The 26,439-nt window shown below is 70.6% G+C and carries 18 protein-coding genes, 1 other RNA gene and 1 pseudogene; 9 read left to right on the top strand and 11 right to left on the bottom strand.

Translation table 11 applies throughout. From position 1 onward, the window contains the following. Positions 1–126 precede the first annotated feature (126 nt). The 3 genes from ACZ7NC_RS25765 to ACZ7NC_RS25755 are packed head-to-tail and all read left to right on the top strand — an operon-like array spanning position 127 to position 2,992. On the top strand, positions 127–984 hold the full coding sequence (locus ACZ7NC_RS25765; RefSeq protein WP_471491604.1) for a Nif3-like dinuclear metal center hexameric protein: 858 nt from the start codon (positions 127–129) through the stop codon (positions 982–984). Next, positions 981–1,724, top strand: coding sequence for a zinc ribbon domain-containing protein (locus ACZ7NC_RS25760; RefSeq protein WP_471491716.1), 744 nt, complete (start codon positions 981–983; stop codon positions 1,722–1,724). Before ACZ7NC_RS25765 ends, ACZ7NC_RS25760 begins: the two co-directional genes overlap by 4 nt. 26 nt (positions 1,725–1,750) lie before the next feature. Then, the gene (locus tag ACZ7NC_RS25755) at positions 1,751–2,992 is read left to right on the top strand and encodes a bifunctional RNase H/acid phosphatase (protein ID WP_471491602.1); all 1,242 of its coding nucleotides are present in this window, start codon (positions 1,751–1,753) and stop codon (positions 2,990–2,992) included. On the opposite strand, the gene eda is transcribed toward ACZ7NC_RS25755, so the two are convergent. Continuing rightward, positions 2,975–3,607, bottom strand: a complete 633-nt coding sequence (gene eda / locus ACZ7NC_RS25750) for a bifunctional 4-hydroxy-2-oxoglutarate aldolase/2-dehydro-3-deoxy-phosphogluconate aldolase (RefSeq protein WP_471491600.1) — start codon at positions 3,605–3,607, stop codon at positions 2,975–2,977. The two genes, ACZ7NC_RS25755 and eda, sit on opposite strands and share 18 nt — an antisense overlap. Before the next feature lie 63 nt (positions 3,608–3,670). Next, a complete protein-coding gene (gene yaaA, locus ACZ7NC_RS25745) occupies positions 3,671–4,453 on the bottom strand; it encodes a peroxide stress protein YaaA (protein WP_471491599.1) in 783 nt (260 codons plus the stop codon). A 73-nt stretch (positions 4,454–4,526) separates the two neighbouring features. Between yaaA and ACZ7NC_RS25740 the strand changes: the two genes are divergently transcribed. Continuing rightward, positions 4,527–5,972 (top strand): RNB domain-containing ribonuclease, encoded by a 1,446-nt coding sequence (locus ACZ7NC_RS25740; protein ID WP_471491598.1) that lies wholly within the window; start codon positions 4,527–4,529, stop codon positions 5,970–5,972. Here the strand turns inward: ACZ7NC_RS25740 and ACZ7NC_RS25735 are convergent. After that, positions 5,923–6,528: a hypothetical protein gene (locus ACZ7NC_RS25735; RefSeq protein ID WP_471491596.1), complete on the bottom strand. Its 606-nt coding sequence runs from the start codon at positions 6,526–6,528 to the stop codon at positions 5,923–5,925. The genes ACZ7NC_RS25740 and ACZ7NC_RS25735 overlap by 50 nt on opposite strands. Continuing rightward, the gene (locus tag ACZ7NC_RS25730; protein WP_471491595.1) at positions 6,525–7,286 is read right to left on the bottom strand and encodes a MerR family transcriptional regulator; all 762 of its coding nucleotides are present in this window, start codon (positions 7,284–7,286) and stop codon (positions 6,525–6,527) included. Before ACZ7NC_RS25730 ends, ACZ7NC_RS25735 begins: the two co-directional genes overlap by 4 nt. 113 nt (positions 7,287–7,399) lie before the next feature. On the opposite strand from ACZ7NC_RS25730, the gene ACZ7NC_RS25725 reads away from it, so the two are divergent. The 4 genes and pseudogenes from ACZ7NC_RS25725 (at position 7,400) to rnpB (ending at position 10,144) form a co-directional block, all read left to right on the top strand. Continuing rightward, entirely contained in the window at positions 7,400–7,975 is a 576-nt protein-coding gene (locus ACZ7NC_RS25725; RefSeq protein WP_471491593.1) for a Uma2 family endonuclease, read from the top strand. 43 nt (positions 7,976–8,018) lie between these two features. After that, positions 8,019–8,840 carry a helix-turn-helix domain-containing protein gene (locus ACZ7NC_RS25720; protein WP_471491714.1) on the top strand — a complete coding sequence of 274 codons (822 nt, stop codon included), beginning with the start codon at positions 8,019–8,021 and terminating at the stop codon, positions 8,838–8,840. A gap of 19 nt (positions 8,841–8,859) precedes the next feature. Beyond that, positions 8,860–9,639: pseudogene (locus ACZ7NC_RS25715) on the top strand (DMT family transporter); the annotation flags it as partial. 103 nt (positions 9,640–9,742) lie between these two features. Then, positions 9,743–10,144: RNase P RNA component class A (gene rnpB, locus ACZ7NC_RS25710), an RNA gene on the top strand. Between the two features lie 77 nt (positions 10,145–10,221). Here rnpB and ACZ7NC_RS25705 read toward each other — a convergent pair. Both ACZ7NC_RS25705 and ACZ7NC_RS25700 read right to left on the bottom strand, forming a co-directional pair. Beyond that, positions 10,222–12,489 (bottom strand): UvrD-helicase domain-containing protein, encoded by a 2,268-nt coding sequence (locus ACZ7NC_RS25705; protein WP_471491591.1) that lies wholly within the window; start codon positions 12,487–12,489, stop codon positions 10,222–10,224. Continuing rightward, entirely contained in the window at positions 12,486–19,538 is a 7,053-nt protein-coding gene (locus tag ACZ7NC_RS25700) for a DEAD/DEAH box helicase (RefSeq protein WP_471491589.1), read from the bottom strand. The genes ACZ7NC_RS25705 and ACZ7NC_RS25700 overlap by 4 nt, the downstream gene beginning before the upstream one ends. Before the next feature lie 273 nt (positions 19,539–19,811). Here ACZ7NC_RS25700 and ACZ7NC_RS25695 point away from each other — a divergent pair, with 273 nt between their 5' ends. Beyond that, positions 19,812–20,870: a beta family protein gene (locus ACZ7NC_RS25695; RefSeq protein ID WP_471491587.1), complete on the top strand. Its 1,059-nt coding sequence runs from the start codon at positions 19,812–19,814 to the stop codon at positions 20,868–20,870. A gap of 66 nt (positions 20,871–20,936) precedes the next feature. Here the strand turns inward: ACZ7NC_RS25695 and ACZ7NC_RS25690 are convergent, their stop codons facing one another. From ACZ7NC_RS25690 to ACZ7NC_RS25670, 5 genes are all read right to left on the bottom strand, one after another. Next, entirely contained in the window at positions 20,937–21,413 is a 477-nt protein-coding gene (locus ACZ7NC_RS25690) for an ATP-binding protein (protein WP_471491585.1), read from the bottom strand. A gap of 118 nt (positions 21,414–21,531) precedes the next feature. Continuing rightward, a complete protein-coding gene (locus ACZ7NC_RS25685; RefSeq protein WP_471491584.1) occupies positions 21,532–22,941 on the bottom strand; it encodes a restriction system modified-DNA reader domain-containing protein in 1,410 nt (469 codons plus the stop codon). A 43-nt stretch (positions 22,942–22,984) separates the two neighbouring features. After that, positions 22,985–23,845 carry a hypothetical protein gene (locus tag ACZ7NC_RS25680; RefSeq protein WP_471491582.1) on the bottom strand — a complete coding sequence of 287 codons (861 nt, stop codon included), beginning with the start codon at positions 23,843–23,845 and terminating at the stop codon, positions 22,985–22,987. Positions 23,846–23,989: 144 nt separating this feature from the next. Next, positions 23,990–25,117 (bottom strand): AAA family ATPase, encoded by a 1,128-nt coding sequence (locus ACZ7NC_RS25675; RefSeq protein ID WP_471491580.1) that lies wholly within the window; start codon positions 25,115–25,117, stop codon positions 23,990–23,992. After that, a complete protein-coding gene (locus ACZ7NC_RS25670; protein ID WP_471491578.1) occupies positions 25,110–26,336 on the bottom strand; it encodes a DUF262 domain-containing protein in 1,227 nt (408 codons plus the stop codon). The genes ACZ7NC_RS25675 and ACZ7NC_RS25670 overlap by 8 nt, the downstream gene beginning before the upstream one ends. Between the last annotated feature and the right edge of the window lie 103 nt (positions 26,337–26,439).

The raw sequence follows: 26,439 nt of genomic DNA, 5'->3' as shown, positions 1-26,439 counted from the left end.
CGCCTGAGGAAACGGGGGTGCGTGTGCTGAACGGAGCCGTGGTGGCGCCGGACGGCCACCGGGGAGTCGCTCCGGCCGCTCCGGCGCCGGTACAGCCGTACGGACCAGCCAGGTAGCCTGTCCCTCGTGCCCCGTCTGTCTGAAGTCATCGCCGCGCTGGAGAACCTGTGGCCCGCCGAGCGGGCCGAGTCCTGGGACGCGGTCGGCACCGTCGTGGGCGATCCCGACCAGGCGGTCTCCCGGGTGCTGTTCGCCGTCGACCCGGTCCGGGAGATCGTGGACGAGGCGGTGAAGCTGGACGCCGACCTGCTGGTCACCCACCACCCCCTCTACCTTCGCGGTACGACGACGGTCGCGGCCTCCACCTTCAAGGGCCGGGTCGTCCACACGCTCATCAAGAACGACATCGCGCTGCACGTGGCGCACACCAACGCGGACACGGCGGACCCGGGAGTCAGCGACGCGCTCGCCGGCGCCCTGGACCTGCGCGTCGTACGGCCCCTGGTGCTGGACCCGACCGACCCGGAGGGGCGCAGGGGCCTGGGCCGCGTCTGCGAGCTGGACCACCCGCTCACCGTCCGCGAACTCGCCGCCCGCGTCGCCGAGCGGCTGCCCGCCACCGCGCAGGGCATCCGCGTGGCCGGCGACCCCGAGGCGACGGTCCGCACGATCGCCGTCAGCGGCGGCTCCGGCGACGGCCTCTTCGACCAGGTGCGGGCGGCCGGCGTCGACGCCTTCCTCACCGCGGACCTGCGCCACCACCCGGCATCCGAGGCCGTGTCCCACAGTCCTCTCGCGCTGCTCGACGCGGCGCACTGGGCCACCGAATGGCCCTGGTGCGAGCTGGCCGCCGCCCAGCTCGACGAGATCTCCGACCGCAACGGATGGGACCTGCGCGTCCACGTCTCGAAGACGGTCACCGACCCCTGGACCGCCCACGCGGCGTCCAACCCGCCCACTAGAACCACGGGAGCCCCCAACTGAACGCCGCGCCGGCCGACCAGATCCGACTTCTCGACGTCCAGGCCCTCGACGTCCGCCTCCAGCAGCTCGCGCACCGGCGGAGGTCGCTGCCCGAGCACGCCGAGATCGAGTCGCTGACCAAGGACCACACCCAGCTGCGCGACCTGCTCGTGGCCGCGCAGACCGAGGAGAGCGACTGCGCCCGCGAGCAGACCAAGGCCGAACAGGACGTGGACCAGGTGCGCCAGCGCGCCGCCCGCGACCAGCAGCGCCTCGACTCCGGCGCCGTCACCTCCCCCAAGGACCTGGAGAACCTCCAGCACGAGATCGCCTCCCTCGCCAAGCGGCAGGGCGACCTGGAGGACGTCGTCCTGGAGGTCATGGAGCGCCGCGAGTCCGCGCAGGAGCGGGTCGCCGAGCTGACCGAGCGGGTCGGTGCCGTCCAGGGGAAGGTCGACGACGCGACCGCCCGCCGGGACGCCGCCTTCGAGGAGATCGACAGCGAGTTGGGGACGGTCGCCAAGGAGCGCGAGGTCATCGCGGGGTCGGTCCCCGCGGACCTGCTCAAGCTCTACGACAAGCTGCGCCAGCAGCAGGGCGGCATCGGCGCGGCCAAGCTGTACCAGCGCACCTGCCAGGGCTGCCGCCAGGAGCTCGCCATCACCGAGCTTAGCGAGGTCCGCGCGGCGGCGCCCGACACGGTGGTGCGCTGTGAGAACTGCCGCCGGATCCTGGTGCGTACGGCGGAGTCGGGTCTCTAGGACCCGGTCGGTAAGGGGCTTTGGTCGTGCGGGAGTTCATCGTCGAGGCCGACGGCGGGTCACGGGGCAACCCGGGGCCCGCGGGCTACGGAGCGGTCGTCATCGACGCGGCGACGGGCCAGACGCTGGCCGAGGCGGCCGAGTACATCGGCGTCGCCACGAACAACGTCGCGGAGTACCGGGGCCTGCTCGCGGGCCTGCGCGCCGCGCACGCACTCGACCCCACGGCCACGGTCCACGTCCGCATGGACTCCAAGCTGGTCATCGAGCAGATGTCGGGCCGCTGGAAGATCAAGCACCCCGACATGAAGCCGCTGGCGGCGGAGGCGGCGCGGGTGTTCCCGGCCCCGCAGCTGACGTACGAGTGGATCCCCCGCGAGCAGAACAAGCACGCGGACCGGCTGGCCAACGAGGCGATGGACGCGGGCAAGCGGGGAGAGCAGTGGTCGGCCGCGGCTTCCATGGCGGAACTGGAGGCGGCTGACGCGAGGGCGGCGAGGGCCGCGGTGACCGAGGCGGAGCCTCAGCCGTCCGGCCGGCCGGGAGAGGCCGGGGCCGAGGCCGTGGCCCGGGCCGAGGCCGATGTACGGGCCGCGCGTACCGTGGCCGCGCCCTCGACCGGCTGGGGTCCCGCCGACATGGGAGCGCCGGCCACCTTCGTACTGCTCCGGCACGGCGAAACCCCCCTCACCCCCCAGAAGCGGTTCTCCGGCAGCGGCGGCACGAACCCGTCCCTCTCCGACGTCGGCCGGGAACAGGCCGAGCGCGTCGGCGCCGCCCTCGCCCGGCGCGGCACCATCCAGGCCGTCGTGGCCTCGCCGCTGGCCCGCACCCGGGAGACCGCCGGCATCGTCGCCGCCCGCCTCGGCCTCGACGTGAGCATCGACGACGGCCTGCGCGAGACCGACTTCGGCGCCTGGGAGGGCCTCACCTTCGGCGAGGTCCGCGAGCGCTACCCGGGCGACCTCACCGCCTGGCTGGCCGACCCCGAGGCCCGTCCCACCGGCGAGGGCGAGAGCTTCGCGGCCACCGCGACCCGCATCGCCGCCACCCGCGACAAGCTGATCGCGGCGTACGCGGGCCGCACGGTCCTCCTCGTCACCCACGTCACCCCGATCAAGACGTTCGTACGCCTCGCCCTGGGCGCCCCGCCCGAGTCCCTGTTCCGTATGGAACTCTCGGCGGCCTCCCTCTCGGCGGTGGCGTACTACGCCGACGGCAACGCGAGCGTACGGCTCCTCAACGACACCTCACACCTGCGCGCCTGAACCCTTGAGCCCGGCCGCCTCCCGCGCCAGCGCCTCGACCCGCCCCCAGTCACGCGCCGACACCACGTCCGCCGGAAGCATCCAACTCCCGCCCACGCACCCGACGTTGGGCAGCGCGAGATAGCCGGGCGCCGACGCCGGACCGATCCCGCCCGTCGGGCAGAACCGGGCCTGCGGCAGCGGTCCGTACAGCGACTTGAGAAACGCCGTGCCGCCCGCCGCCTCGGCCGGGAAGAACTTCATCTCCCGCACCCCGCGCTCCAGCAGCGCCACCACCTCGGACGTGGTCGACACCCCTGGCAGACACGGCACCCCGGACGCCCGCATGGCGTCCAGGAGTACGTCCGTCCAGCCCGGGCTGACCAGAAAGCGCGCCCCCGCCGCGGCCGCGTCCATCACCTGCCCCGGCGTGATCACCGTGCCCGCCCCGACCACCGCGTCCGGTACGGCGCCGGCGATCTCGCGTATCGCCTCCAGGGCGGCCGGCGTCCGCAGCGTCACCTCGATGGCGGGCAGCCCGCCCGCGACAAGGGCCCGGGCCAGCGGTACGGCGTCGGAGGGGTCGTCGACCACGACCACGGGGACGACGGGCGCGAGATCCAGGACGGAGGTCATGGCCTCATCCTGCCCAGGGCTAGCAGCATGCGCAAAGGTCGTTGCGCATGCTGCAATAGTGGCCTAGTGGATCTCCGCCACCAGCACATCCAAGGTCCACGCCTTCCCGGCCTTCCCGGGCGCCTCCACCTCTACCTCGTACCCGAGGTCCCGCAGCGCCTCCACCAGCTCCGCCGGACCCTTGGGCGCGGCACCCGCTGTCAGCAGGCTCCGTACGATCCGCCCCTTGGTCGCCTTGTTGAAGTGGCTGACCACCTTCCGCGTCGGCGCGTGCAGCACCCGTACCGAGGCCGTCCGCCCGGCCACCTCGCCCTTCGGCTTCCACGCCGCCGCGTACGCCGACGACCGCAGATCCAGCACCAGCCCGTCCCCGGCCGCCTCGGGCAGCACATCCGCCATCGGCGCCCGCCAGTGCGCCCCGAGCGCCCCGAGGCCGGGCAGCTTCACACCCATCGAGCAGCGGTAGGAGGGGATACAGTCGTTGACGCGCACGGCTCCCCACAGCCCCGAGAACACGAGCAGCGACCGAGTCGCCCGCTTCTTCGCGGCGGCGTCCAGCGACGCCAGGTCGAGGGCGTCGTACAGCACCCCGGTGTAGATCTCCCCGGCCGGCCGCGCACCCGCCGTCGGCAGCCCGGCGTTCTTGGCGACCTCGCCCCGCAGCCCCTCACTGAGCCCGAGTACGTCCCGTGCCTTGTCCTCATCACCCGCACACAGCTCGACCAGCTCGGTGAGGACGGCCTCACGGGCTTCGGTGAGTCCCGGCAGGGACAGTGACTCCAGCTTCAGCGAGGCACCCCGACCGGACGAGGCCTTCCCCTCGGAAGGCGGCAGCAGGACAAGCACACGTACTCCTTCAGTCGAACTCCGCCACAGCGTACGGCGTGCCCGCCGACGACCCTCGCCCTACGCTCGACTCATGCCCCGCCGCCACATCCGAGTGACCGGCGCCCCCGAGGCCCCCCTCCGGGCCGCCCTCACCGAGCTGCGCACCAAGCTCGGCATCCCCGGGAGCTTCCCGCCCGAGGCGCTGGCGGAGGCCGAGCGAGCCGCGAAAGCTCCCGTCCTCCCGTCGTACGACGCCACCGACATCCCCTTCCTCACCATCGACCCGCCCACCTCCACCGACCTCGACCAGGCGATGCACCTGTCCCGGCAGGGCACCGGCTACCGCGTCCGGTACGCCATCGCGGACGTCGCCGCCTTCGTCGTACCGTCGGGCCCGCTCGACCGGGAGGCCCACCGGCGGGTGACCACGCTCTACTTCCCGGACCTGCGGATCCCGCTGCACCCCGAGCCGCTGAGCGAGGGCGCGGCAAGCCTGCTCCCGGACCGGGACCGCCCCGCCGTCCTCTGGACGATCGACCTGGACGGGGACGGCCGTACGCTCGCCGTCGACGTCCGCCGGGCCCTCGTCCGCAGCCGGGCCAAGCTCGACTACGCGGCTGTGCAGAGGGAGATCGACGCCGGGACGGCGGAGGAACCGCTGGCGCTGCTGAAGGAGATCGGCGAGCTGCGGGAGCGGCTGGAGGTGGAGCGGGGCGGGATCTCGCTCAGCGTGCCGGAGCAGGAGATCGTGGAGCGCGATCACGCCTACGAGCTCGCGTACCGGGCCCCGCTCCCCGCCGACGGCTGGAACTCCCAGATCTCCCTGCTGACCGGCATTGCCGCCGCCGACCTGATGCTGGCCGGCGGCACCGGCATCCTGCGCACCCTCCCAGCCGCCCCCGACGGAGCGGTCGGCCGCCTCCGCCGTACCGCCCACGCCCTGCACATCGACTGGCCGCACCACGTCTCGTACGCCTCGCTGGTCCGCTCCCTCGACCCGCACCGCCCGCACCACGCGGCCTTCCTCCAGGAGTGCACGACACTGCTGCGCGGCGCCGGCTACACGGTCTTCACAGGCGGTGCCCTCCCGCCCCTCACCACCCACTCCGCCGTGGCCGCCCCCTACGCCCACTGCACGGCCCCGCTGCGCCGCCTCGCCGACCGGTACGCGTCCGAGATCTGCCTGGCGGCCGCCGCCGGCCGGCCGGTGCCCGAGTGGGTGCCGGCCGCCCTCGACGCGCTGCCGGCCCGGATGGCCGAGGGCACCCGGCGGGCGGGCACGGTCGAGCGGGAGTGCGTCGACATCGTGGAGGCGGCGCTGCTGAAGGACCGGGTGGGGGAGGTGTTCGACGGCTGGGTGGTGGAGGTGGAGGAGCGCCGACCGGCCGTCGGGACCGTGCAGTTGGAGTCCCCGGCGATCATCGGCCGCATCGAGGGCATCGAGGGCATGGACGCGCTACCGCTGGGGGAGCGGCTCAGGGTCCGCCTCACACAGGCGGATCCGGGAGCGGCGAAGGTGCGCTTCGAGCCCGTGTGACCGCCTTGACGAGACTGTCGGCGTCGTCGGCGTGGAAGCGGACGAGGTGGATGTCGCGCCGACGGCCGAGAAAGGTGAAGTGGGCGACGGGCTCGGCGAGTTCGAGCGTGACGGAGGTCTGTGCGCCGATGGCGAGGTCGAGTTCGCCGGCGGCGCGCTCATGGGTGGTGCGCAGCTCACGACGCACGTGCGCGATCTTCTCCAGCGGTATGCGCAGATCGACGTGCGCGCCACGGCGGACGCGCAGGAAGCCGGCGTCGAGGACGTGCGGCCGCACGACGGAGGCGGCGTGCATCCCGATGACGACCAGGAGGGTGTACATGTCCACCATGAACCACACCCGCTGCACGGCCGGGTGGTTGCGCAGCAGCACGGACATCATGATCGACTCGATCACGATCACGAATCCGAACCCCAGCATCATCGTGCCCTGCCCGCGCGCGTACCCGAAGCCGGTGCCGTCACCGAGCCCGTGCCGACGCCGGGCCACCCACAACCAAAGGCTGACGACGAGCCGCAGCTCGTGCCGCAGCAGAGTGAGCGCGGTCCGCGTCATGGCCCGTGCCCTTCCGTGAGGATCCGCAGCGTGCGGCGGATCGCCTCGGCCTGTGCCGGGGCGAAGTCGGCGTAGAAGGCGCGCAGGAAGCTGTTGTCGGGGTCGACGTCCGGCCGCTCCGGGAGCAGGTCGGGGGGCAGACAGTCGGCCAGGGCGCGGGCCGCGTCGTCCACGCGCGGGTCGGAGGGGTCGGCCTCGGCGAGGTCGTCGAGCAGCGAGTAGGCCGCGAGGACCTGATCCTTGCCGCCGGGCCGGGCGAAGGCCTTCCCGAACGCGCTCACGAGCTGCTCCCGCCCCTCGGGGCCGGCCGTGGCCTCGATCAACGCGAGCATCTCGCGGTCCTTGGCGGCCATGGGGGAGTCGGAGACGACGTGGGCCATGTCCTGGAACAGGGCCGCGAGCCGGGGCGACACGGGCCCCTCGGCGGTCACCGCGCCCTCCGTCGCCAGCAGCGCCCGCAACCGCGCCCGCCGCTCCCGGATGGCGTCCTCCTGCCGGGCAAGATCCTCATCGAGCTCGGTGAGCACCTCGACAAGATCCTTCCCGGCCTCCTCCGCGAGCACGTCCCGCACCTCCGCGAGCCCGAGCCCCAACTCGGTCAGCCGCCGGATCCGCGCCAGCACGACGGCATGCCGCAGCGTGTAGTCCCGATAGCCGTTGGGCCGCCGCTCCGGCTCGGGCAGCAGCCCCTGATGGTGGTAGTGCCGCACCGTCCGGGTGGTGACACCGACGGCGGCGGCGAGTTCTCCGATCCGCATGGGATCAGTAGAGACGTTGACGTTGCGGCGGGGTCAAGCGGCTGCCTCCGGCGGACTCCCGTACAGGTGACCTGCCACTGTTCCGTGCCGGTGAGCTGCTGTAAGGGCGTTCCATGGACGCCATGGCACAGGATCCGATCACCCAGAAGCTCCTGCTGGAGTGGATTGTCGACCTTGAGGCCCCGGAGGGCCTCCGCGTGGAGCTGGTCGAGGGGGAAGTCACCGTGGCCCCGCTGCCGGACGGTCATCACGAGCACTGCGTCAGCCGCATCGTGGGTCAGTTGCATCGGCGGTCTCAGACCGACATGCAGTTCTCCGGGAACAAGGGGTTGAAGCTGAAGAATGCGGAGGGCTACCCCCAAGACCACGTGATCCCGGACGGCACGTTCGCTCCCAAGGAGCTGAGGCTCTACCGGGGGGCCGATCCCTGGATGCCGTGTGAAGGAGTCGCCATGGTGCTGGAGGTCACGTCGTCGAGGCCGCAGACCGACCGTGAGGCCAAGCGCCGCTGCTACGCCCGCGGAGGTATCCCGCTCTACCTGCTGGTCGACCGAGAGACCTCGTGGGTCACGCTGTTCAGCGACCCGAAGTCGGCCGACTACCAGGAGTTGCGCGCCGTAGCCTTTGGTAAACCGCTCGCCCTGCCCGAGCCCTTCGCCTTCGACCTGGACACGGCGGACTTTCTCTGAGGCCGCCTGCGTTGCACTGCTAGGCGGAGCGAGGGGGTGCGTGGTGAGGGAAGAGGCGCTGTGGACCAGGGCGCGGCTCGGCCAGGACGGCCCCCCGCTCGATCTGCTGACCGCCCGCTTCGACCGGCACGTCTACGCCCCGCACGCTCATGACGAGTTCACGATCGGCGTCTGCCTCGGCGGCAGCGAGGTCATCGACTACCGGGGTGGCCGCATCCGCCCCGGCCCGGGCTCCATCGTCGTACTGGCACCCGGCGAGATGCACACAGGCGGCCCGGCCGAGTCCGGCGGCTACGCCTACCGAGCCCTGTACGCCGAGCCGTCGCTCCTGACGGACGGCACCCTCGGCACCGTCCCATACTTCCACGCCCCCCTCCTGGACGACCCGGAACTGGCCGCTGCCCTGAGCCTCGCGCACGCCGAACTGGCCGCCTGCCCCGACCCGTTGGAGGCCGAGTCCCGCATCCCGTGGCTCATGACAGCCCTGACCCGCCGCCACTCCACCGCCCGGGCGACGACCGACACCGTCGCGGGCGCGGGCCACATAGCGAGGACGGTCCGCGACCGCCTGGCCGACGAACTCACGGCCCCACCCTCACTCGCGTCCCTCGCCACCGACCTCGGCCTCTCCCGCTACCAGCTCCTGCGCGCCTTCCGTACGACGATGGGGATACCGCCGTACGCCTGGCTGGCCCAGTACCGGGTGAGCAGGGCGCGCGGCCTGCTGGAGACGGGCCTGCGCCCGGCCGAGGTCGCCGGGATGGTCGGCTTCGCGGACCAGGCGCACCTCACGCGATGGTTCCGCCGCGTACTCGGGGTGACCCCGGCGGCGTACCGCAACAGCGTTCAAGACAGCAGGCGGTGAGGGGGCCGAAACTCGCCGCATGACTGCACGCGGCTGGTTCCTGTTCGCCCTGATGAGCGTGGTCTGGGGCATCCCGTATCTGCTGATCAAGGTGGCGGTGGAGGAGGTCTCCCCGTCCATGGTGGTGTTCACGCGATGCGCCCTGGGCGCCGCGCTCCTGTTCCCCTTCGCACTCCGCCAGGGCGGCCTGCCCCGCACGATACGGACGCACTGGCGCCCCCTGCTGGCCTTCGCCTGCATAGAGATCATCGGCCCCTGGTGGACCCTGACCGACGCCGAGCGCCACCTCTCCAGCTCGACGGCGGGCCTGCTCATCGCGGGCGTTCCGATCGTCGGGGTGGCCCTGGCCCGCTTCTTCGGCGCCACGGAACACCTCGGCCTGCGCCGCCTGACCGGCCTGGCCCTGGGCCTGGCCGGCGTAGCGACCCTCACGGTCCCGCACCTGACCGGCGGCGATGCCCGCTCCCTGGCGGAGGTGCTGCTGACGGTACTGGGCTACGCGACGGCACCGCTGATCGCGGCGAGGTGGCTGAGGGACGTGCCGTCCCTCCACCTGACGGCGGCGTGCCTGACCCTGGCGGCGCTGGTCTACGCCCCCGCGGCGGCGCTGACCTGGCCTTCCGCCATGCCGTCCGCCGGGACCCTGACGGCCCTGGCGTCCCTGGGCGCGATCTGCACGGCGGTCGCCTTCGTGGCCTTCCTGGAACTGATCAGGGAGGTGGGCCCGACGCGGGCGACGGTCTTCACGTACGTCAATCCGGCGGTCGCGGTGGCGGCGGGGGCGCTGTTCCTGGACGAGCCCCTGACGGCGGGGGTGCTGGCGGCGTTCGTCCTGATCCTTGCCGGATCGGTACTGGCGACGGCCGCACCCCGCGGGCCGGTAACATGGTCGACACGGCAGACGAGCCGGGCGGACGGCCGCGTGGAGTCCCTGAAGGGGCTTCCCGAGGAACGTCCGGGCTCCACAGGGCAGGGTGGTGGCTAACGGCCACCCGGGGTGACCCGCGGGACAGTGCCACAGAAAGCAAACCGCCGGGGACCTCGGTCCTCGGTAAGGGTGAAACGGTGGTGTAAGAGACCACCAGCGCCTGAGGTGACTCAGGCGGCTAGGTAAACCCCACCCGGAGCAAGGTCAAGAGGGAGCACCCCGGTGCTCCTGCGCGGACGTTCGAGGGCTGCCCGCCCGAGTCCGCGGGTAGACCGCAGGAGGCCGGCGGCAACGCCGGTCGTAGATGGATGGCCGTCGCCCAGGGGCCCGCGAGGAACCCTGGGAACAGAACCCGGCGTACAGCCCGACTCGTCTGCCGCTCCTCCCAGAACGGCACCCCCGGAGAAACTCCCCAGGACGCGCCGCTCCTTCAGGGTGCCACTCCCCGACTGCTCACCTCTTAGGAAGCAGGCGGCGTAGGAACGGGCTCGGGATGCCGTGCCAGAAGATGTCGAGGCTGTCGCGAGCCCGGGTCACCGCCACGAACAGCAGGGATCGCGCCCGCTGGAGTTCCCTCCGGTAGCGGGCTGGGTCCACTTGACGCAATTGGTTGACCTGTTCGCGGGGGACCAGGCCGTCGCTGACCCCGGCGATGATCATGCGCTGGTACTCCAACCCCTTGAACCGGAACATGGTCCCGATGTGAACTCCGGGTTCGCCCCGCGCGCCGTCGGCACCGATCTCCAGGGCCCGGATGCCGTGTTCCCCGAGGGTGTTTCCCAGCTCACTCGCCATCACATTGGTGGGAACGCAGATGGCGATCTGCTCGTGTGCGATCCGCTCGTCCGGGTGGGCGTCCCAGGCCAGGATGTGTGCGGCGATCGCTTCGCGTTCCGTCTGCCAGTCCGTGCACGGGTGCATGCCGGGTGCGCTGCCGCTGAGCACGGAACGGTATCCGGCGAGGGTCTCCGAGTTCCCGTCGAGGTCGTCGTAGGTCTCCTCGCCCAGCACCTCCAGCGCGGAGCGCAGGATCTGCCGTGTTGTGCGGTAGCTGAGGCTGAGCTTCGCGGACCGGCCCCGGATGTTGATACCGAGGCTGCCGAGCGTCACCTGGTTCTTGTAGATGCGCTGGTGGGTGTCGCCCACCAGGAACAGGTCATCCGCGTCGCGGGCGGTCATGGCGCGCAGCATCTTCCAGTGCGCGGGGCGCAGGTCCTGAGCCTCGTCGACCACGATGTGCCGGTACCGGTAGCGGAGCCAGCCGCCGGAGCCGTCCTGGAGGTGGATGTTATCCAGACCGCCCGCTTCCTCCCGCTGCCGTTCGATGGCGCGGATGCGCTGCTCGCGCCCTATCTCCAGACGGGCGGCCCGTTCGGCGACCTGGTCCCACGTCTGGCGCCCGAGCCGGTCCAGACGCTGCGTGAAGCGTTCGGCGAGCTGCCAGATGGCGGCCCTGTCCGCCCGGCCGATGTTCTTGCCGCGTCCGGCCCGGCGAGCCCGGAAGTAGTCGGTGCGGGTACCGACTGCCTGTCCGAGAATCACCTGCGTCCACTCGTCGTGCAGGAACTCCGCGTCCCAGCCGCTCTCGCCGAGTTCGTCCAGCATCGCCCGCCATTCCCGTACGGCCTGGCTGTCGTCGATGGTCTGCTTGCGGCTGCCGGGCTCGGCTTCCCTTACGACGCGCAGCGCGAGCTGGTCGACGTGGCTCACCTCCACCCGCGACAGCAACAGCTCACCGCCCAGTTCCAGGAGGCGGGAGCGCAGGTCGGCAGCGAGATTCTTGTTGTAGGTGGTCAGCAGCACCGGCTTGCTGTGACCGGGCGCCAGCTGGGACACGAGGTGGCGGACGCGGTGCAGGGCAACGATGGTCTTCCCGGTGCCGGGGCCGCCGCCGACCCGTGCGGGACCGGAGTAGCGGCGCTCGACCAGCTTGGACTGAGCAGGGTGGAGGAAGACCTTCCAGCGGCCGAAGTCCCCTGCCTCCAGCGCCTCGCGCAGCGCGTCGTCGGACGTGGTGACAACGGTGGCCGGCCGTTCGGCGGCGGTCTGGAAGTCCTCGGTGTCGACGGGCTCCGGAGCCGCGACGGGGGCGGTGACCTCGTCCCGTACCTCTTCGAAGGGCTTTCCGTCGTAAAGCGCGAGCAGGACTTCGCCGGTGAGCTGCGGTGCGTACTCGATCAGACCGAGGAGCTGCTCATCGGTGGTGAGGGAGCGGATGACCGGAACCAGGGGCTCGGCCACGCCCAGCTCGATCAGCTGCCCGTCGGTCCAGGCGGCGAACAGCGGCTCGGGGGCGAGCGGTTGGGCTTCGGTGGGTGGGGCTGGGACGGCCGGGGCGGCGGGCGACGGCCCTTGCGGCGGGATGCGCCGCAGCACGCTGTCCTCCACCACCTGGAGGTCGACGTACTCGATGCCGCCGGTGACGGTGTTGATTCCGTACGCCAGCCGGTCGTATACCTCCTTGCGGTGCTTGACCGAGACGATGAGCCAGTCGTCCTCGGCCAGTCTGAGCAGGAGGGCGCGGTACTCGTCGTTGATCCGAGCGGACCAGATTCGACTGTCGCCCTTGAGCTGCTTGAGCTTGAGCCCCGGGGTTCGAGGGTTCTCCTTGAACTTGTGCTGGAAGTCGAACAGCGCGCCCTTGACCGTGCGCGGGAGCCGGAGGATCTCTTTGTCCGCCTTGTCGAGCAGGCGCAGCGTCACGCCCCCGGTCCTCGTCATGCCAACTCCCCGTCTTCGTTCTCGTTCTTGTCGTTCTTGGTCGTGCCGGTGTCACGCCGCCCCGCCCCTGTAGGACTGCCGTCGTGAGTCCGCGCGGCAGCGACGCCGAGGCGTCCGGCGATCTCCTCCGCGGTCCACCCGCCCGCCGGACGTACGTCCCAGCGGGCGGCGGCGAAGGCACGGTCACGGTCCTGTGCCTCGTGATCCGGCTCCTCGGACGTTCCCTGCGGCGCCAGCACCACGCCGAGCCGGGCGTCGGGCCAGGCCAGTTCGGCCTGCCAGCCGTGCTCGTCGAGTTCGAAGCCGTCCTCAGGCGCGGGAACGCCCAGGTCTGCGAGTGCGTGGGCCAGTTCGGCCAGGCCGGCTTCGTCGGGGTCCACGTACTCCAGTACCGCGTCCCAGGCGCCGTCCCGCTCGGGCCGGGTTTCGGACCGTGGCTCCTCGGTTGTTCTCGCCGGTACTGCGGGCAGTCCGGCGGTCACGGCAACCGGTGGCAGGGTGTCCGACGCCCGTTGAGGCTCGCCGTTGACGACCGGCGTGATCCGCGTCGAGGACAGCCACCCCTGGCCGCCGGTCACGGTGAGCACGTCGGCGGTGAAGCCGTCGAGCAGTGTGGTGGTGAGCTGTGCGCTGTCGCCCCCGCCGTGCTCCAGGAACTGCAGCACGTTGCTCCAGTACAGCCATGCCTGCCAACGCCGCTTGTGGGTCTTCTCCTCCGCAACGGCGTGGGCACTGTCGTCCAGGAGTGTCAGCGCCGTCCATGTCGGCGGCCGGTGCCGCACGTCGGCGACCAGGACGAGCCGGCATCCAGACCTGTCCGTCGCCACCAGGACGCGCACAGGCCCCTTCTGTTCGTGCACGACCTCGTCGCGCAATGCCGCCTCGACAACTCGGCCGACCGCTTCCGCCTCGACCGGTGTGTCCCGTAGGCCAGGGGTACCGATGAGGCCGGCGACGGTGGCTTCGGCGCGATGGTGCCACTGTTGCGCGTCAGGGGCGCGGAGGTAGGCGAGCAGCAGTTCGGCCGGGTTGACCCAGACGGTCTCCGACAGCTCGCCGGGCAGCCCGCCCCGGGTCTGGGCGTAGTAGGAGCGTGCCCGGTTCTGCGCCGCCGGGTCGTAGGGCATCCACACCGGATCGACCGAGGCGACTCCGGCATAGCCGGTGTCGCGGACGCGGCGCCGCCACTCCTTGACGTCGTAGTACGTCAGTTGGAACACCCGCAGTCCGTCGGCCCGCAGCCGGGCGCGTTTCGTCGCGTCGTCCGCGAGACGGTTGTGCTCGGGGGTCGCGTGATACCGGTAGCCGTCCAGATAGACGGCGAGCCGTGGACCGGGAGCGTCGAGCCGCTCGAAGAGCACGTCGGGCCGGGTCCCGTCGAGGACGCGCTGCTGTGAGACCCGCCAGCTCACGGTGGCTCCGTCGCCGGTCGTCAGCCGCAGATCCAGCGCCCGGGTGCCCGCCGGGGTGGTGTACGTGTCCGCCGCCGCACGGGACTCGGGCTGCTTGGCCCACTCCTCCAGCGTGTCGACGAACATGACCTCCAGGTCACTCTCCGCCTGCTGTTCCAGCGGAATCTGGCGGGTCGTCGAGACCGGTGAGGTCTGCCAGCGTTCGCCGTCGGCGCCCAGGAGTTCGTCCAGCATGGACTGCACCTCGCGACGGGAGACCCGGTCGTAGTCCGACGGGGGCACCCTGCGCAGGAGGCACTGGTGGCAGCCGTCCAACTCCTTTTGCTGGCACGGGCAGTTCTCGATGACCTCGCGCGCCTTCAGCAGCACCTCGCGGAACCCGGCCGCGGATGCCAGCCGGTGCAGATAGCCGGTGCCGCCGGGTAGCCGGTCGTAGACGACGAGGAAGCGCCGCGGGAAGTCGGAGCCGAGCTGTTCCGGGCTGTCCGGCATCGAGGCCGCGGCGATCTCGATGTGGTCGGGGTCGCCGCCGTAGCGCGCCGCGATACCGGCGAACAGCGCCGCGGTGAAGGAGGCCAGTCGCTCCCGGGCCCGTGTCACGGAGGCGGGCAGCAGGATCCGCACGGCTTCCGTGGTCAACTCGTGGGCCAGCAGCAGCGGTACGTCCTGCCCCGCCCCCTGCCTCTCGCCGTGCCCGGAGCTCTGAGTGCGCCGACGAGGGCACCACAGCAGATGGTGGCCGCTCCCCTTCGTGGCCGCGGCCCCCGATTCGGTCAGCGCGTGCTGCGACTGGTCGACGACCGGCCGACCGTCTGCCGTCGCGCCGCCGCAACTCGTGCAGACATAGAAGGGGTTGATCCGGACGTCCTCGCCCGCCAGCGGAACCGTTGAGCTGCCATCCTGCCGGTCGAGTCCCAGGTTCAGCGTTCTGATGACAGCTCGGCGGGAGAAGTCCACGCCGAAGGTCGCCGTGTCATGCCGCCAGGAACCGGTTGCCAGGTGGGCGGGATCGATGTCCACGGTGGTGAGGACTGCGTACTGCCTGCGGGCACGCTCGTCGCGGTCGTCGCGCACTCGTGCGTCGTCCCGCTTGTCGCGGGCCACGACCCGGCGCGGCTGGAGCACGTACTGGACACAGCCCGCGTCCGCGATCTCGCGCCCGTCGCAGCGCGGACAGGGCGAGGTGTCGGTCTGGGCGTCGCGTGTGCGCACGTATCCGCAGGACGGACACAGGCGCCACACCGACCACGCACGGCGTTCCGGGCTGCCGATGTCGAGGGCGCGTACCACATGCTTGTAGCCGTTGACGTAGAAGCTGTTGCCCGGGGCGAGTTCGGTGAGGGCGATCTTGCGGGAGCGCTCGTAGTCGCGGGTCTCGCTGCGGTAGACGCGAGGCGTACCGGCGGGAGTTCGGTGTTCTCTTGGCGCGTCGGTCCCGCCGGGCGCCTCGGCGGTCTCGTCGGTGTCCGAGGGGACCTCGGACCAGTACAGCATGGCCTCCAGCTGGGTCGTGGTGTCGGCCAGGCTGTAGTTCGGCAGGAGACCCAGCTCTACGAGGGTGCCGTGCGCGCTGGTCCGGCTCAGGTCCCGCAGCAGATCGCCGGTGCTGCGGCGCTCGGCGAGCAGTTCCCGCCGCTCCCGGTCCTGGACCTCGTCCGTGCGGGCCAGTGAGTCGACGGCCTCGTCGATCGCGGCGATCCTGCGCCGCAACTCCTCCCGCCGCCCCGTCCAGTCCTCCTCCGCCTCCTGGAGCGCACGCACGATGCCGCCGGTCGCGTACTCCCGCAGTGCGTCGGCGGCGTGCGCGGACACCCCGGCGTCGTCACCGTCCCGCGCGGCGGAGTCACCTTGGCCCTGTACGGGGGACCCGCCCTCGGGGAACAGGGCCAGGAACTGCTCGACGAGTGTCGCCCCGTGCGTCTGTGCGGCATCCGCGAGGTCCTGGCACCAACCCGTCGTACCGAAGAGAGCGGAGGCCAGCCGGGGCACCGGCTGCAACTGTTCGCCGTCCGCGGTCCTGAGCCCGCCTCGCGCGGCGAGGTCCAGCAGCCACGCCGTGTACTGGCGGCGCAGGATCTCCACCGCCGACAGATAGCAGCCCGGCGGCACGATGTCGCCGGCGATCATCTCTCGCGGCTGGTCCAGGTAGTACAGATCCCGGGCCCGGCGTCCGCCGAAGGCGACGACCAACGCGTTGCCGGTCTTGCGTCCCGCGCGGCCCGACTGCTGCACATAGTTGGCGGGGCCCTTCGGCAGTGAGCCGATGAGTACGGCCGACAGGTCGCCGATGTCGATGCCGAGTTCCAGCGTGGGCGTGCAGGACAGAACGTTCGGGTCGGTGTAGTGCGTTCCGGCGCGGAAGGTCCGCTCGACCTGCTCTCGTTGCGCACGGGTCAGCATGCCGGTGTGCTCGGCCGTCACGACACGGAACGTGCCACCGGTCAGGTACAGCCGCCGGTAGTAGTCGTTCGTGTAGTCGCGCTCTTGGAGAGCACCGAAGCCCGCGCCGGTGACGCCCCCGCTGCCGCCGCGCGGTTCGGACGGTGCCATGAGGCGCATCCCCGGTTGCGGCGGCGTCAGGTATCCCTTGCACCGGTAGCGCGGGCACGGATGGCCGTACCAGCGGGTGCGCCGCTCCGGCGGTACGACCTGCTGCCAGCCGCAGTCCTCGCACGCCACGAACGCCTTGTTGACGATCGAGTCGTCCAGCAGCCGCACCTGGATGTGGCCGGGCTGAAGGCCGTAGACGCGCGTGGTGCGGTCCTTCGCCGTCCGGACGCTGAGCACGTGCTCGTCGGCCAGGGCAGGCAGCAGCCGACGGAGGTACTCGGTGGCCCCGGCGGCGTCCAGTCCGAGGCAGCGGCGGGTCCAGTCCTGGAACCAGGCCTGCCGACCTGTGACCACGTCGAACTCTGTCCTGTCCTTCTGCCCGTCCAGCAGGAACCTCGGCGGGGCGACCCCTTCCGGGAAAGCGGGCATGCCATCGGGCCGCCGGCCGCTGATCAGGAACCGGTCGGCGCCGGCCTCCCGCATCCACTGCTCGAGCCACCGGTGCCGGACCGCGCCGCGCAGGCGCAGCCGCTCCAGAAGGCCTCGCACGTAGGCGAGATACCGCTCGGGTGTGGGGAGACCGCCCGCCATCACCATCTGTCCCGGCAGCGCGAGGTGTAGATCGCGCGCGAGGTCGGTGACCCGCTCAGGGTTCTCGACGACGACCTCGGCAGCGGCCGTCCGCGTGAGCTCCAGGGTGCGGCCCAGCCGTGACCGCAGCCCGAACTCCATGACCGTGGCGAACGCGAGCCGTTCACCGATCAGCCGCCAGGTACGGGCGTCGCCGGTTCCGCGCCCCGACAGCACCCGGTCGACACCAGGCTCGTCGTGCAGATCCGGCGGTACGACGGCGGCCAGCGCTTCGGGGTCGTCCACCGAGTCGAGTACGTTGCCGATCAGGTCGTTGAGCGCGGTCGCCGCTCCGGAGTCGTCGAGGTTGTGCGCGAGCAGCGACCTCAGCGAGAACTTGTACGAGGCGTTGGCGACGTATCCGGCGCGATGCGCGGCGTCCTGCGTGGAGTCGTTGAACAGCAGTGTTTTGCGTTCCTCCGGTACCAGCGCGATGTCCCCGCCCGTGAAGAGCTGGGTGACTGTGGCCGAGGCCAGCGCCGCCTGCGTCGTACCGAGGAACCGGATGCTGTTGTCGGTGTTGCACGCCGGGCAGCGGTCGTCCCTGGCCGCCTTGTCGGCGGTCTTCTTGTCGAGCAGCGCGAGCGCGAACCAGGCGTCCACCAGGTCCCCGTCATCTCCCGCCGTCGGCAGCCGGTAGGTGCCCTGTGCCCCGTCGAGTACCACCACGGAGAGCGGATCAACGCCGCCGCCCGCGGGCAGTCGCCCGGCCAGCGCGTCGAGTGCCTGGCGCCGCTCCGGCTCGGTCGCGGAGACGAAGTAACGGATGCGGCGCTTGTCCCGGCCGACACCCGCCCGCCAAATCCGGTCCTGCGCCATGACGAGCTGCTGCGGATCGGCCTCCGGGGACAGCGCGGCCCAGCCGGAGCGCCCGCAGGCGCGGCAGTACACGGCGGGTAGGTGGACCTGGGCGGGGCGTACCGCCGTATCCGTGCCCGCCAGGGGCTGCGGCCGGTTCGCCCCGGCTGAGGACCCACTGCCCGCGGAGGGGCCGTCCTCCTCGTCCGACGGCGGAGCCGCGGCCAGGGCGGCGCGCCGGGCCTGCGCGCGGTCGTCCTCGTACCAGCGGAACTCCGGTGTCCGGCCGACCCCGCGCAGCACACGCGTCACCGGCCGCACCCAGAGATGGGCCTCCACGTGCAGCAGGGGACGCGGACGCCGTTCGTCGGAGTCGGGATCCCGGGCGGCGGACAGCAAGGCCACGAAACGGGCCAGGGCCTGCAGGACCAGCTGCGGGTTCTCCCGGGCGGTGCGCCCCCAGGCGTAACCGAAGCGCGCGAGCCGGTCCCGCAGGCCCCACTCGTCCAGCGGGTCACCGTCGAGCAGCGCGAGCACGCCCTGCGTGAAGTCGTGCCGCTTCAGCAGACGGCCGATACGGAATGCGTCGAGGCCCTGCCGCCCCAGCATGCGGGCGGCGAGCCCGTCCAGGTCCAGCAGATCCGGCTTCGCCTCCACCCCGATGCCGCCCGACACCGCGATGACCTCCTGCGGAGTGGGCGGCTCGGGAAGCGCGTAGTCGACCTCGCCGGTGAACTCCTTGGCGGTCATCCGCTCTTCGCCGATGACTGCGTCCGCCGTGAACGGCATGCCGAACACCTGCGCCGCAACGTCCAGGATGCCCCCGGCGGGTGTGTCCGCCCGCCCCGCCCCGAGCGTCGCGGAGGTCGCCACGGGGCAGATCCGCCCGAGCGGCCGGTCCGGCCGCGCGGCGCCGACCGCCGTCGCCAGCCGGCGCAGCAGCATGGCCACGTCGGTGCCCTGCGCGCCGTCGTAGGTGTGGAACTCGTCCAGCACCACGTACGCGACGTCCGCGCCCTCCCACAGCGCCCGGTCCTCACCGCGCTGCAGCAGCAGGTCCAGCATCTTGTAGTTGGTGATCAGCACGTCCGGCGGGGAGACACGCATCTCCTCGCGCCGGGTCATGACCCGCCGGAAGTCGGTGTCCGGCCGGTCGCCGATGTACAGACCCGCGGACACCTGGGCGAGGTCGGGCGCGGTCAGGTAGTCGCTGATGCGGCCCGCCTGATCGGTGGCGAGCGCGTTCATCGGATACAGCAGGACGGCCTTCACACCGCGCCGCCCGAGAGCCTTCTGCCGTCGGCAGTGGTCGAGCACCGGCACCAGGAACGACTCCGTCTTTCCGGAACCCGTGCCGGTCGTCACGAGCGTCGGCTCGGCCTCCCTGCCGCCCAGCGTGCTGAGCCGCTGCCACGCCTTGGCCTGGTGCCGCCACGGCGTGAACCCGGGCTGCCACTCCAGATGCCGCTCCCACCCGTCGTCCGCCTTGTGGAACGGCGTCCTGATCCGCAGATACGGACCCCGGAAGATCCCCGACTCCGGGTCCCCCAGGAACCGCTCAAGGGCCCGACGGGTGTCGTCGTCGGCCAGCGCGTAGGTCGTCGTGAGGTACTGCGTCAGACTGCCCCGCAGTTGCGCGGCGGCCAGAGTGGGTTTCACGACGCTCCCCTTCGTCCGTGGATCCCGGGACGCTCGCGTGGCAGCGGTTGCCCCGTGTGGTGCGGATCAACCGTATATGGCAGGTCGGACAGTGTGTGACGGGACGGGTACACCGGCGGACCGTTCCCGCCGAGAGGTGGCCGCGACAACCCTGCCCTCGCCAAACCGTGGCTGAATGGCGCTCTTTCGGGCTTTCCGTGCTGGTTTCACCCTGAACGAAGACGAAGGAAGCGCAGGAAGAACCGAGCACGGGCAGGGCCGAGGGGGAACGCCATGTCCGTCGTACCGCTGTACGTTCCCGTCCTGCCGACCCGGCCGCACGCGGCAGCCGCCTACCGCGCGCTGGCGCCGGACGTACAGCGCCAGATCGCCCCGCTGTGGACGCTGCCTCCCCACCCCGGCATGCTGCCGAAACCACTGGCCGAACGCCTGACCAAGGAGGCCGGGGACATCTCCACCGCACAGCGCCTCGGGTCCGCCTGGCTGGATGCACCCTTCGCCGACGACGTTGAAGCAGCGGTCCTGGCCGACGTCCTGATCCCCGAGTGGTGGGACCACCGCAACCTGCGGCCGGTCACCGGACCCGGCCGCCCCGGCGCCCAACAGTCCCTCGCTCTTGCCGCAGCCCGACACCGCGAGGACGGACTGGGTATCCGCGTACGGCTCCCCGGCGACTGGAACGACCGCACGGCCTCGGACGTCGCCGCGCTGCTCGACCGACTGCCCACGGGCCATCCCGCCGACCTGTTTCTCGACCTCGCCACCGTCCTGCCCGACCGCCCAGACGCCGCCAAGGAGGCCCTGCGCGCCCTGGACACCCTGATCCCGCTCGCCTCATGGCACACCATCACCGTCGTGGCGGGCGGATTCCCCGAACCGCCCGACGACTTCCGGGAAGGCGTCCCGTACGAGGCCCCGCGCACGGACTGGGAGACCTGGCACGAGATTCGGCACAGCGAACGCTCGTACCTGCCCCGACTGCGCTACGGCGACTACGGGATCCATCCCGCCACGTACGTAACCAAGACCCCGCCCGCGCGCGGCGGAGGCCCTCCCTGGGGCATCCTCCGTTACACCGCCGCCCGCTCCTACCACCTGTCCAAGGTGCCGCACGGTAAGCAGTACGACGACGCCAACCGGGAGGCCGCGCGTTGCCTCACCGGACTCCCGGACTTCCGAGGCGTGGAAGCGGGAGCGGGCGAGCAGTGGTTACGCGACCGGACCGAAGGCTCCGTCAGTACCGGCAACCACTCCACGTGGAACCAGGTGGGAAACACCCAGCACATGACCTTCGTGGTGCGGAGCCTCGGTGGGAGGAATCCTCTCCACTGAACCGAGGCCGCCCCCGCTCGTCTCGAGGGCGGCTGGCCGGCGCCAGGTGCAGCAGGTGACACCAAGTCAGCAAAGCGCCAACGCCGCCCACACGGTCTTCCCGGGTGCGTTCACGCGTGGCATGGTCCCCCATGCGTCGGCCAGTGCCGCGACCAGCAGCAGGCCCCGACCGGTCTCGGCGTCGCCTGCTGGTTCGTCGAGGGACAGCGGTGGTACGCGTTCGGCGCGCGTGTCGGTCACCTCCACGCGCAGCACCCCACCGGTGCGGGTGAGCCGCACCTCGAAGTCCCGTCCGGGCACGTGGCCATGGCGTACGGCGTTGGCAGTCAGCTCCGCCGTGATGAGCGTCAGCGTCTCGTTGGCGGTGGACGTGTGGGGGTGGCCCCACGCGTCGAGCCGGTCCGCGACCAGGCGGCGGGCGAGGCGGGCACCCCGCGGAGTCGAGCTGAAGCGCATGGTGAACTCGTCCGTCGTGGTGCCCACTTCTGCCGTACTGAGCGCTGCGGCCGTCGCCGTGGAGGTGGGTGAGTGCTCGCTGTTCATGGCGCCTACGCTGCCGGGCGCACCCTGATCAGCACAGATCTGACGCGCACACAGCGAGGCGCTGTGGGTGACCGTGTGTTTTGTGTACGCGGCGGTGTGTGCCAGCGATTTTGTGGATCTACTCCCCGTACTCCCTCAGCAACTTGTTGAGGTTGCGGATCTTGTCCACGTCAGCCTTCGGGAGGGGATCGCTGCTGTTGAAGTGCATGACGTTGTTGCGGATCCTGCGGATCTCCTCAAGCCGTGCGATGAACACTTTGCGGTCGAGCGGCCATCCGAGCCGCTCCCACAGCCCAGGGTTCTCCAGTACGCGTTGGTAGTCGCCGACCGTCATGTCGCCGAAGGAGGTGATGCGTTCGCACTCCGGGTCACAGAGTTTCGTGATCTCGGGCAGGGTGAAGGCCCCCGCGATGACCTGGCGCAGCCTGCGGTCCATCTCTCCGATCAGGAGGAAGTGTCCGGCCAGATCACCGTAGGCCTGGGCTACGTCGGCGGCGGTGACGATGCCGGCGACGGCGTTGCGCTGGTCCCTGACGAGTACGAAGTCGTGCTCGGCCAGTGTGGGAAGAACATCGATCAGGTCGTGGTCGTAGCGGACGTCCCGTGCGTCCACGATGGCCTGGGAGAGATGGACGCCTGGGTCGGCGTGCCGGGCACGGGCTATGGACTTCCACGAGACGGATCCCCGCAGGTTGTGCGGCCCGGCGAGGACAGGCAGCTGGGAGAAGTCGTGGAGCACCATCAGCGTGATGACCTCCTCGAAGGTGGCCGTCGGCTTGACGCTGATGACCCCGCCGAGGGCGGACGGCAGTGTGCCGACGGTGAGCCCTGTCTCACGCGACTCCAGGTCTTCGGATGCTCCGGCCGACGCCGCCGCCGTCAGCGGAGATCCGGTGAGGGGGACGTCCTCGGGGTCTTCTTCCGCGGCCTTGACCAGTTGGATGGTCGTGGTCAGGGGCACCTTGTCGAATTCGGGGGAGGTGATCAGGCTGTGGTTTGCGAGCTCGGCCTCGATCTGGTCGTTGACGAGACCTCGGCCCGTCGCGCCCCACCAGGCCAGTAGCTCGTGAACCGAGAGGGACACCGGATTTCCAGCCTCGGCCGATTCGCGGGCCTTCTTCAGCCGGACGTGTCGCTCGCTGGGCGTCACCGCCGTTTGCTGCTCTTCCGGTTCCGTGGGATCGACCTCCTCGGCGGCACGGTCCAGCAGCTCCTGGCGTAGCTGCGTGAGATATCTGCCGTCGTCCACCTGCCATGCTTCCCACCCGTCGAACGTCCCGTATCCGACAGCGACCGTGGCCGCCTTGGAAGGCGAGCGGAGTTCCTCTCCGTCTGCGAGACGGATCCATCCCCGGGACGTGACCGTGGCCTTGTGTGTCTCGCCCATCCGGGGCCGTTGGAACCACAGTTCCTGGTCCTCTTCGAGTAGCCCGGCACTGAGCAGGTCGGCGAGGGTTACCCGCCGTCCGTCCAGGAGGTAGCGCGCGCGGGACTGCGCCTCTGCGGGGTCGGCGGTGGAATCAGTCATTTCACCTGCGCCTTTGTTGGTGGATGCGAGCCGAAGGGTCTGTTCAGAGGTGGCGCCCGATGTGGGCGATACGGATGGCTTTCTCGTCGTGTACGAGCCGGAAGTAGATGCGGCCGGCGCCGCGGTTGAGGTTCCCGTGGAGCTCGAAGCAACGGCTCTCGCCGTCTTTGTCCTCCCAGAACCGGTTCCTGCGGGCGTTCTCGTGCTCCGGTCTGATGTTCGGGGCTTCCCAGTGCGGGCCGGTGGGGGAGGTGACCGGGTCCCAGGCTGCCGCGCTCGCCTGAAGCTGGCGCAGCAACTGGCGCGCGCCTTTGAACCACCTCGGGTCGAGGTTCTCCAGATCGTCCTGCACTCGGTCGAGGAACTGGAGGTTGGGGAAGAAGTCCGCGTGTCCCGCCCAGAGTTCAGCACCACTGGATACGCGGTCCAGTCCCTCCAGACGCCCCCATTCCTCGTGTTCGCCGAGGTGCGCCTTCTGGGAGGCATGCCGAATCGTCTCCGGGTACTCGTCGGCGACGGTCTCCCCGGTCTCGGGGTCCTCCGACAGTTCCTCGATGCGAAGTTCCAGCCAGGCCGTGTCCCAGTCCGGGGCGAGCGGCAGGCTCACGGCGAGTCCGTCCGCCATCCGGGCCGCGCCGAGCCCGTGTACGTCGACACCGTTGTGCCGGTGCCAGATGTCGTCCCGGTCGGGCGCCGCAGCGTCGTGGAGGGCGGCCGTGAAAGTCGTGCAGCGGTCGCGCATCCGCTGGATGAAGCGGTGTTCGTCCCTGTTGCGGGCGTCGTTGCGCCACTGCGCGTAGTAATACCCGTCGGCGAGTTCCGCCTGGTCGAGTGGGCTCTGCGTGGCGAGGCTGATGTCACGCCAGCGCCGTAACTCCCGGAGCACGTCCACGAAGGTGCGCATGCCCGAAGCGACCTCGTCGGGCCCGCACTTCGTCGCACAGGACCGTTCGTTGAGAAACACAAGCAGCGGCACGCCCCACCCCATTCTTGTTCCGCGCCGATGGCCCCGACCCCCCGGGGCGCGTCGTTGACTCGGTGTGCCTGCTCAGTCGAGCAGTTGGTCGAGGGAGTTCTCCCACTCGTCGAAGAAGCCCTCGGGCCATTCGGAGAGCCGTCCGTCCGCCCCGATGGTCGGGTTGACGACCTCCGAGGTCTGGTCCTTGCGACGGAAGTAGTGCACGGCGGTCGCGTCGGTGCTCAGCAGTCCCTGCTTCACGCGGAGCCGCAGCCCGTTGAGTACGTGGTCGCTGTGCGTCTCCATCACGATCTGCGCCCCGCTCGCCGCCGCCGCGCTTGCCAGGTACGCCATCCAGGTCTGGCCCTGCGGGTGCAGGTGCGCCTCCGGGTTCTCCAGCAGGATCAGCGTCCCCGGCTTGGCCGACAGGCAGGCCACGACGATCGGCAGGACGTACGTGAGCCCGAACCCGACGTTGGTGGGGCGGTACCGGTTGGACTGGGAGACACCCGAGCCGAAGCGGTAGCTGAGCCGGACCGTGTCGGTGCCGTCAATCCCGGCCGCCTCCAGACTCACCCCGGGGCAGAGCTTCTGCATCCAGGCTTCCGTCTGACCGAGCAGCGTGACGGACGCCGCGTCTGGGACGAGGAGCGCCGACGCCTCGACGGGATCGTCCTGGTGAGCGCGCAGGTAGTTCACGGTGTGCTCACCATGCGCGCCGAGGAAGCCGCGCGTGGTCACGGCGTGGTGCGAGCGCGGGTAGCTGACCTGGGGTGAGACGCGGTCGGCCTTCAGGTACTGGAAGCCGGGTCCGAACAGGGTCGGCAGGTACTGGCTCGGTTCGCAGCGACCCCTGTCCTCGTCGGGCAGCAGCTTGAGGTGGTCTGCCTCGCGCTCGTAGACGGCGCTCCACTGCATGGTGTGACCGTCGCCCCGTACCGCGAGGGTGATGTGCGGACCGGTCTCGTCGTACGACTCGTGCCGTACGTCCTGCCCGATGCCGAGCTGCACCAACTCCTCGTTGAGCAGCAGTCCGCCCTCGCCGCCGCCGACCGGGGCGAGGTCACCGGACTCGTACGACTGCCGCAGCAGAGCCAGGGACTGGAGCACGGAACTCTTGCCGGAGGAGTTGAGTCCGGTCAGCAGGGTGAAAGGGGCCAGACGCAGTTCCTGGTGGGCAAACGCCTTGAAGTTGGTGAGAGTGAGCGACTCAAGCATCCGTGGACTCCAACACCTCGCGGAACAGGTCCTTCATGGACTGGAAGCGGTAGTTGACTTTGTTAGCGTCGCCGGTGCCGGAGGAGATGGCGTCGTAGAAGTCAGGGTCGTCCATCAGCTTCTGGAACTTCTCGGCGACGGTGTCCGCGCGCTCGAACAGCACCTTGGTTTCGTCTGGTGTGCACCGGGCCAGGGTCACGGCCTGTACCTCGAAAAGTGCCTTGTTGATCGGATGACGGCGTACCGATGTGTCGAACTGCTTGCGGAACGCCTGGTCACGGAAGACCCGTTCGCTGTCGACCATGGCGAGGTAGAAACGGGCTTCCAGGTCCTGCAGCTCCGCGGGAGTCAGCTGGTTGATGTGGTGCATCGCCGCCCGCAGGAAACCGTCGAAGTCCTGGGTGACGTACCGCCCTGGCGGAGTCATCCAGAACGCCAGGAAACGCAGGCACAGTTCACGTTCCGCCATGCGGCTGGGGGAGACGCTGCCCGCGGTCGCGTTGAGGAAGAAGGGGCTCTCGGCCAGCCGGGCCAGTAGATCCCGCGCCTGACCGGGAATGAGCGCGTGCCGAAGCTCCTGCTGGGAGAGGGGCAGCCCTCCGGTGTTGATCCGCGTGAAGATGTTGAACCGGGCCTCTTCGGGCGTGCCCTTCCGGATGAGCAACAAGGACAGTTCGGTCTCCAGGATGCGGGTCTGCATGCGCCCCGGCAGGTCCTCGAACGTCTTGCCGTCGTAGTCGAGGTACTCCAGGTTCCTCAGGACTAGCGGTTCCAGCCCGGCGGCCTCAGGCTTGACGAACCGGACGATGGTGGTGAGCCGCTGCACCCCGTCCACAACGGTCCAGGAGTCGTCGGCCTCCTCCGCCACGTAGATCGTGGGCAGCGCGATGCGCAGGAGAAGGGACTCGATCAGTCTGCTCTGGGCCGTCTCGTTCCAGATGCCGGAGCGCCGCTGAAAGTCGGGTTGCAGATCGATGAGCCCTCGTTTGAGGCGCTGAAGCATCAGGTCGATGGTCGTCGCGCGCGGATAGACGTCGATCAGCTCCGGGTCGAACGGCGCCCGGTGGCTCGGACCGAGGTCCTCCGCTTCGATGCCGGCGCTCAATCCGGTGTCGGTCAGCTCGACGAGCGGTTCGTCGTTCCGCGGTGTCGAGGACACGGTGGACGTGGCGTCCGGTGACGACTGTTCCGGCTCCGGCACGGGAGCGCTGCCGACCAAGATGTGCCCCTCCGCATACGTACATGCCGCCCATGAATCGAACGTGTCCGTACAGTAGCTGATCGACTACCGGCAGCGCCTGGCGTTGGCTCCGGAGCGAGCC

Source organism: Streptomyces sp. NPDC111802, assembly GCF_055634335.1.
This window is presented reverse-complemented; position numbering and strand designations above follow the sequence as displayed.

Bases quoted from the DNA above. Each gene is read 5' to 3' on its own strand.
- ACZ7NC_RS25695 (WP_471491587.1), top strand. From the start codon at position 19,812: ATGTCCGTCGTACCGCTGTACGTTCCCGTCCTGCCGACCCGGCCGCAC.
- ACZ7NC_RS25675 (WP_471491580.1), bottom strand. From the start codon at position 25,117: ATGCTTGAGTCGCTCACTCTCACCAACTTCAAGGCGTTTGCCCACCAG.
- ACZ7NC_RS25705 (WP_471491591.1), bottom strand. From the start codon at position 12,489: ATGACGAGGACCGGGGGCGTGACGCTGCGCCTGCTCGACAAGGCGGAC.
- eda (WP_471491600.1), bottom strand. From the start codon at position 3,607: ATGACCTCCGTCCTGGATCTCGCGCCCGTCGTCCCCGTGGTCGTGGTC.
- ACZ7NC_RS25735 (WP_471491596.1), bottom strand. From the start codon at position 6,528: ATGACGCGGACCGCGCTCACTCTGCTGCGGCACGAGCTGCGGCTCGTC.
- ACZ7NC_RS25690 (WP_471491585.1), bottom strand. From the start codon at position 21,413: ATGAACAGCGAGCACTCACCCACCTCCACGGCGACGGCCGCAGCGCTC.
- ACZ7NC_RS25685 (WP_471491584.1), bottom strand. From the start codon at position 22,941: ATGACTGATTCCACCGCCGACCCCGCAGAGGCGCAGTCCCGCGCGCGC.
- ACZ7NC_RS25730 (WP_471491595.1), bottom strand. From the start codon at position 7,286: ATGCGGATCGGAGAACTCGCCGCCGCCGTCGGTGTCACCACCCGGACG.
- ACZ7NC_RS25740 (WP_471491598.1), top strand. From the start codon at position 4,527: ATGCCCCGCCGCCACATCCGAGTGACCGGCGCCCCCGAGGCCCCCCTC.
- ACZ7NC_RS25725 (WP_471491593.1), top strand. From the start codon at position 7,400: ATGGACGCCATGGCACAGGATCCGATCACCCAGAAGCTCCTGCTGGAG.
- ACZ7NC_RS25680 (WP_471491582.1), bottom strand. From the start codon at position 23,845: ATGCGCACCTTCGTGGACGTGCTCCGGGAGTTACGGCGCTGGCGTGAC.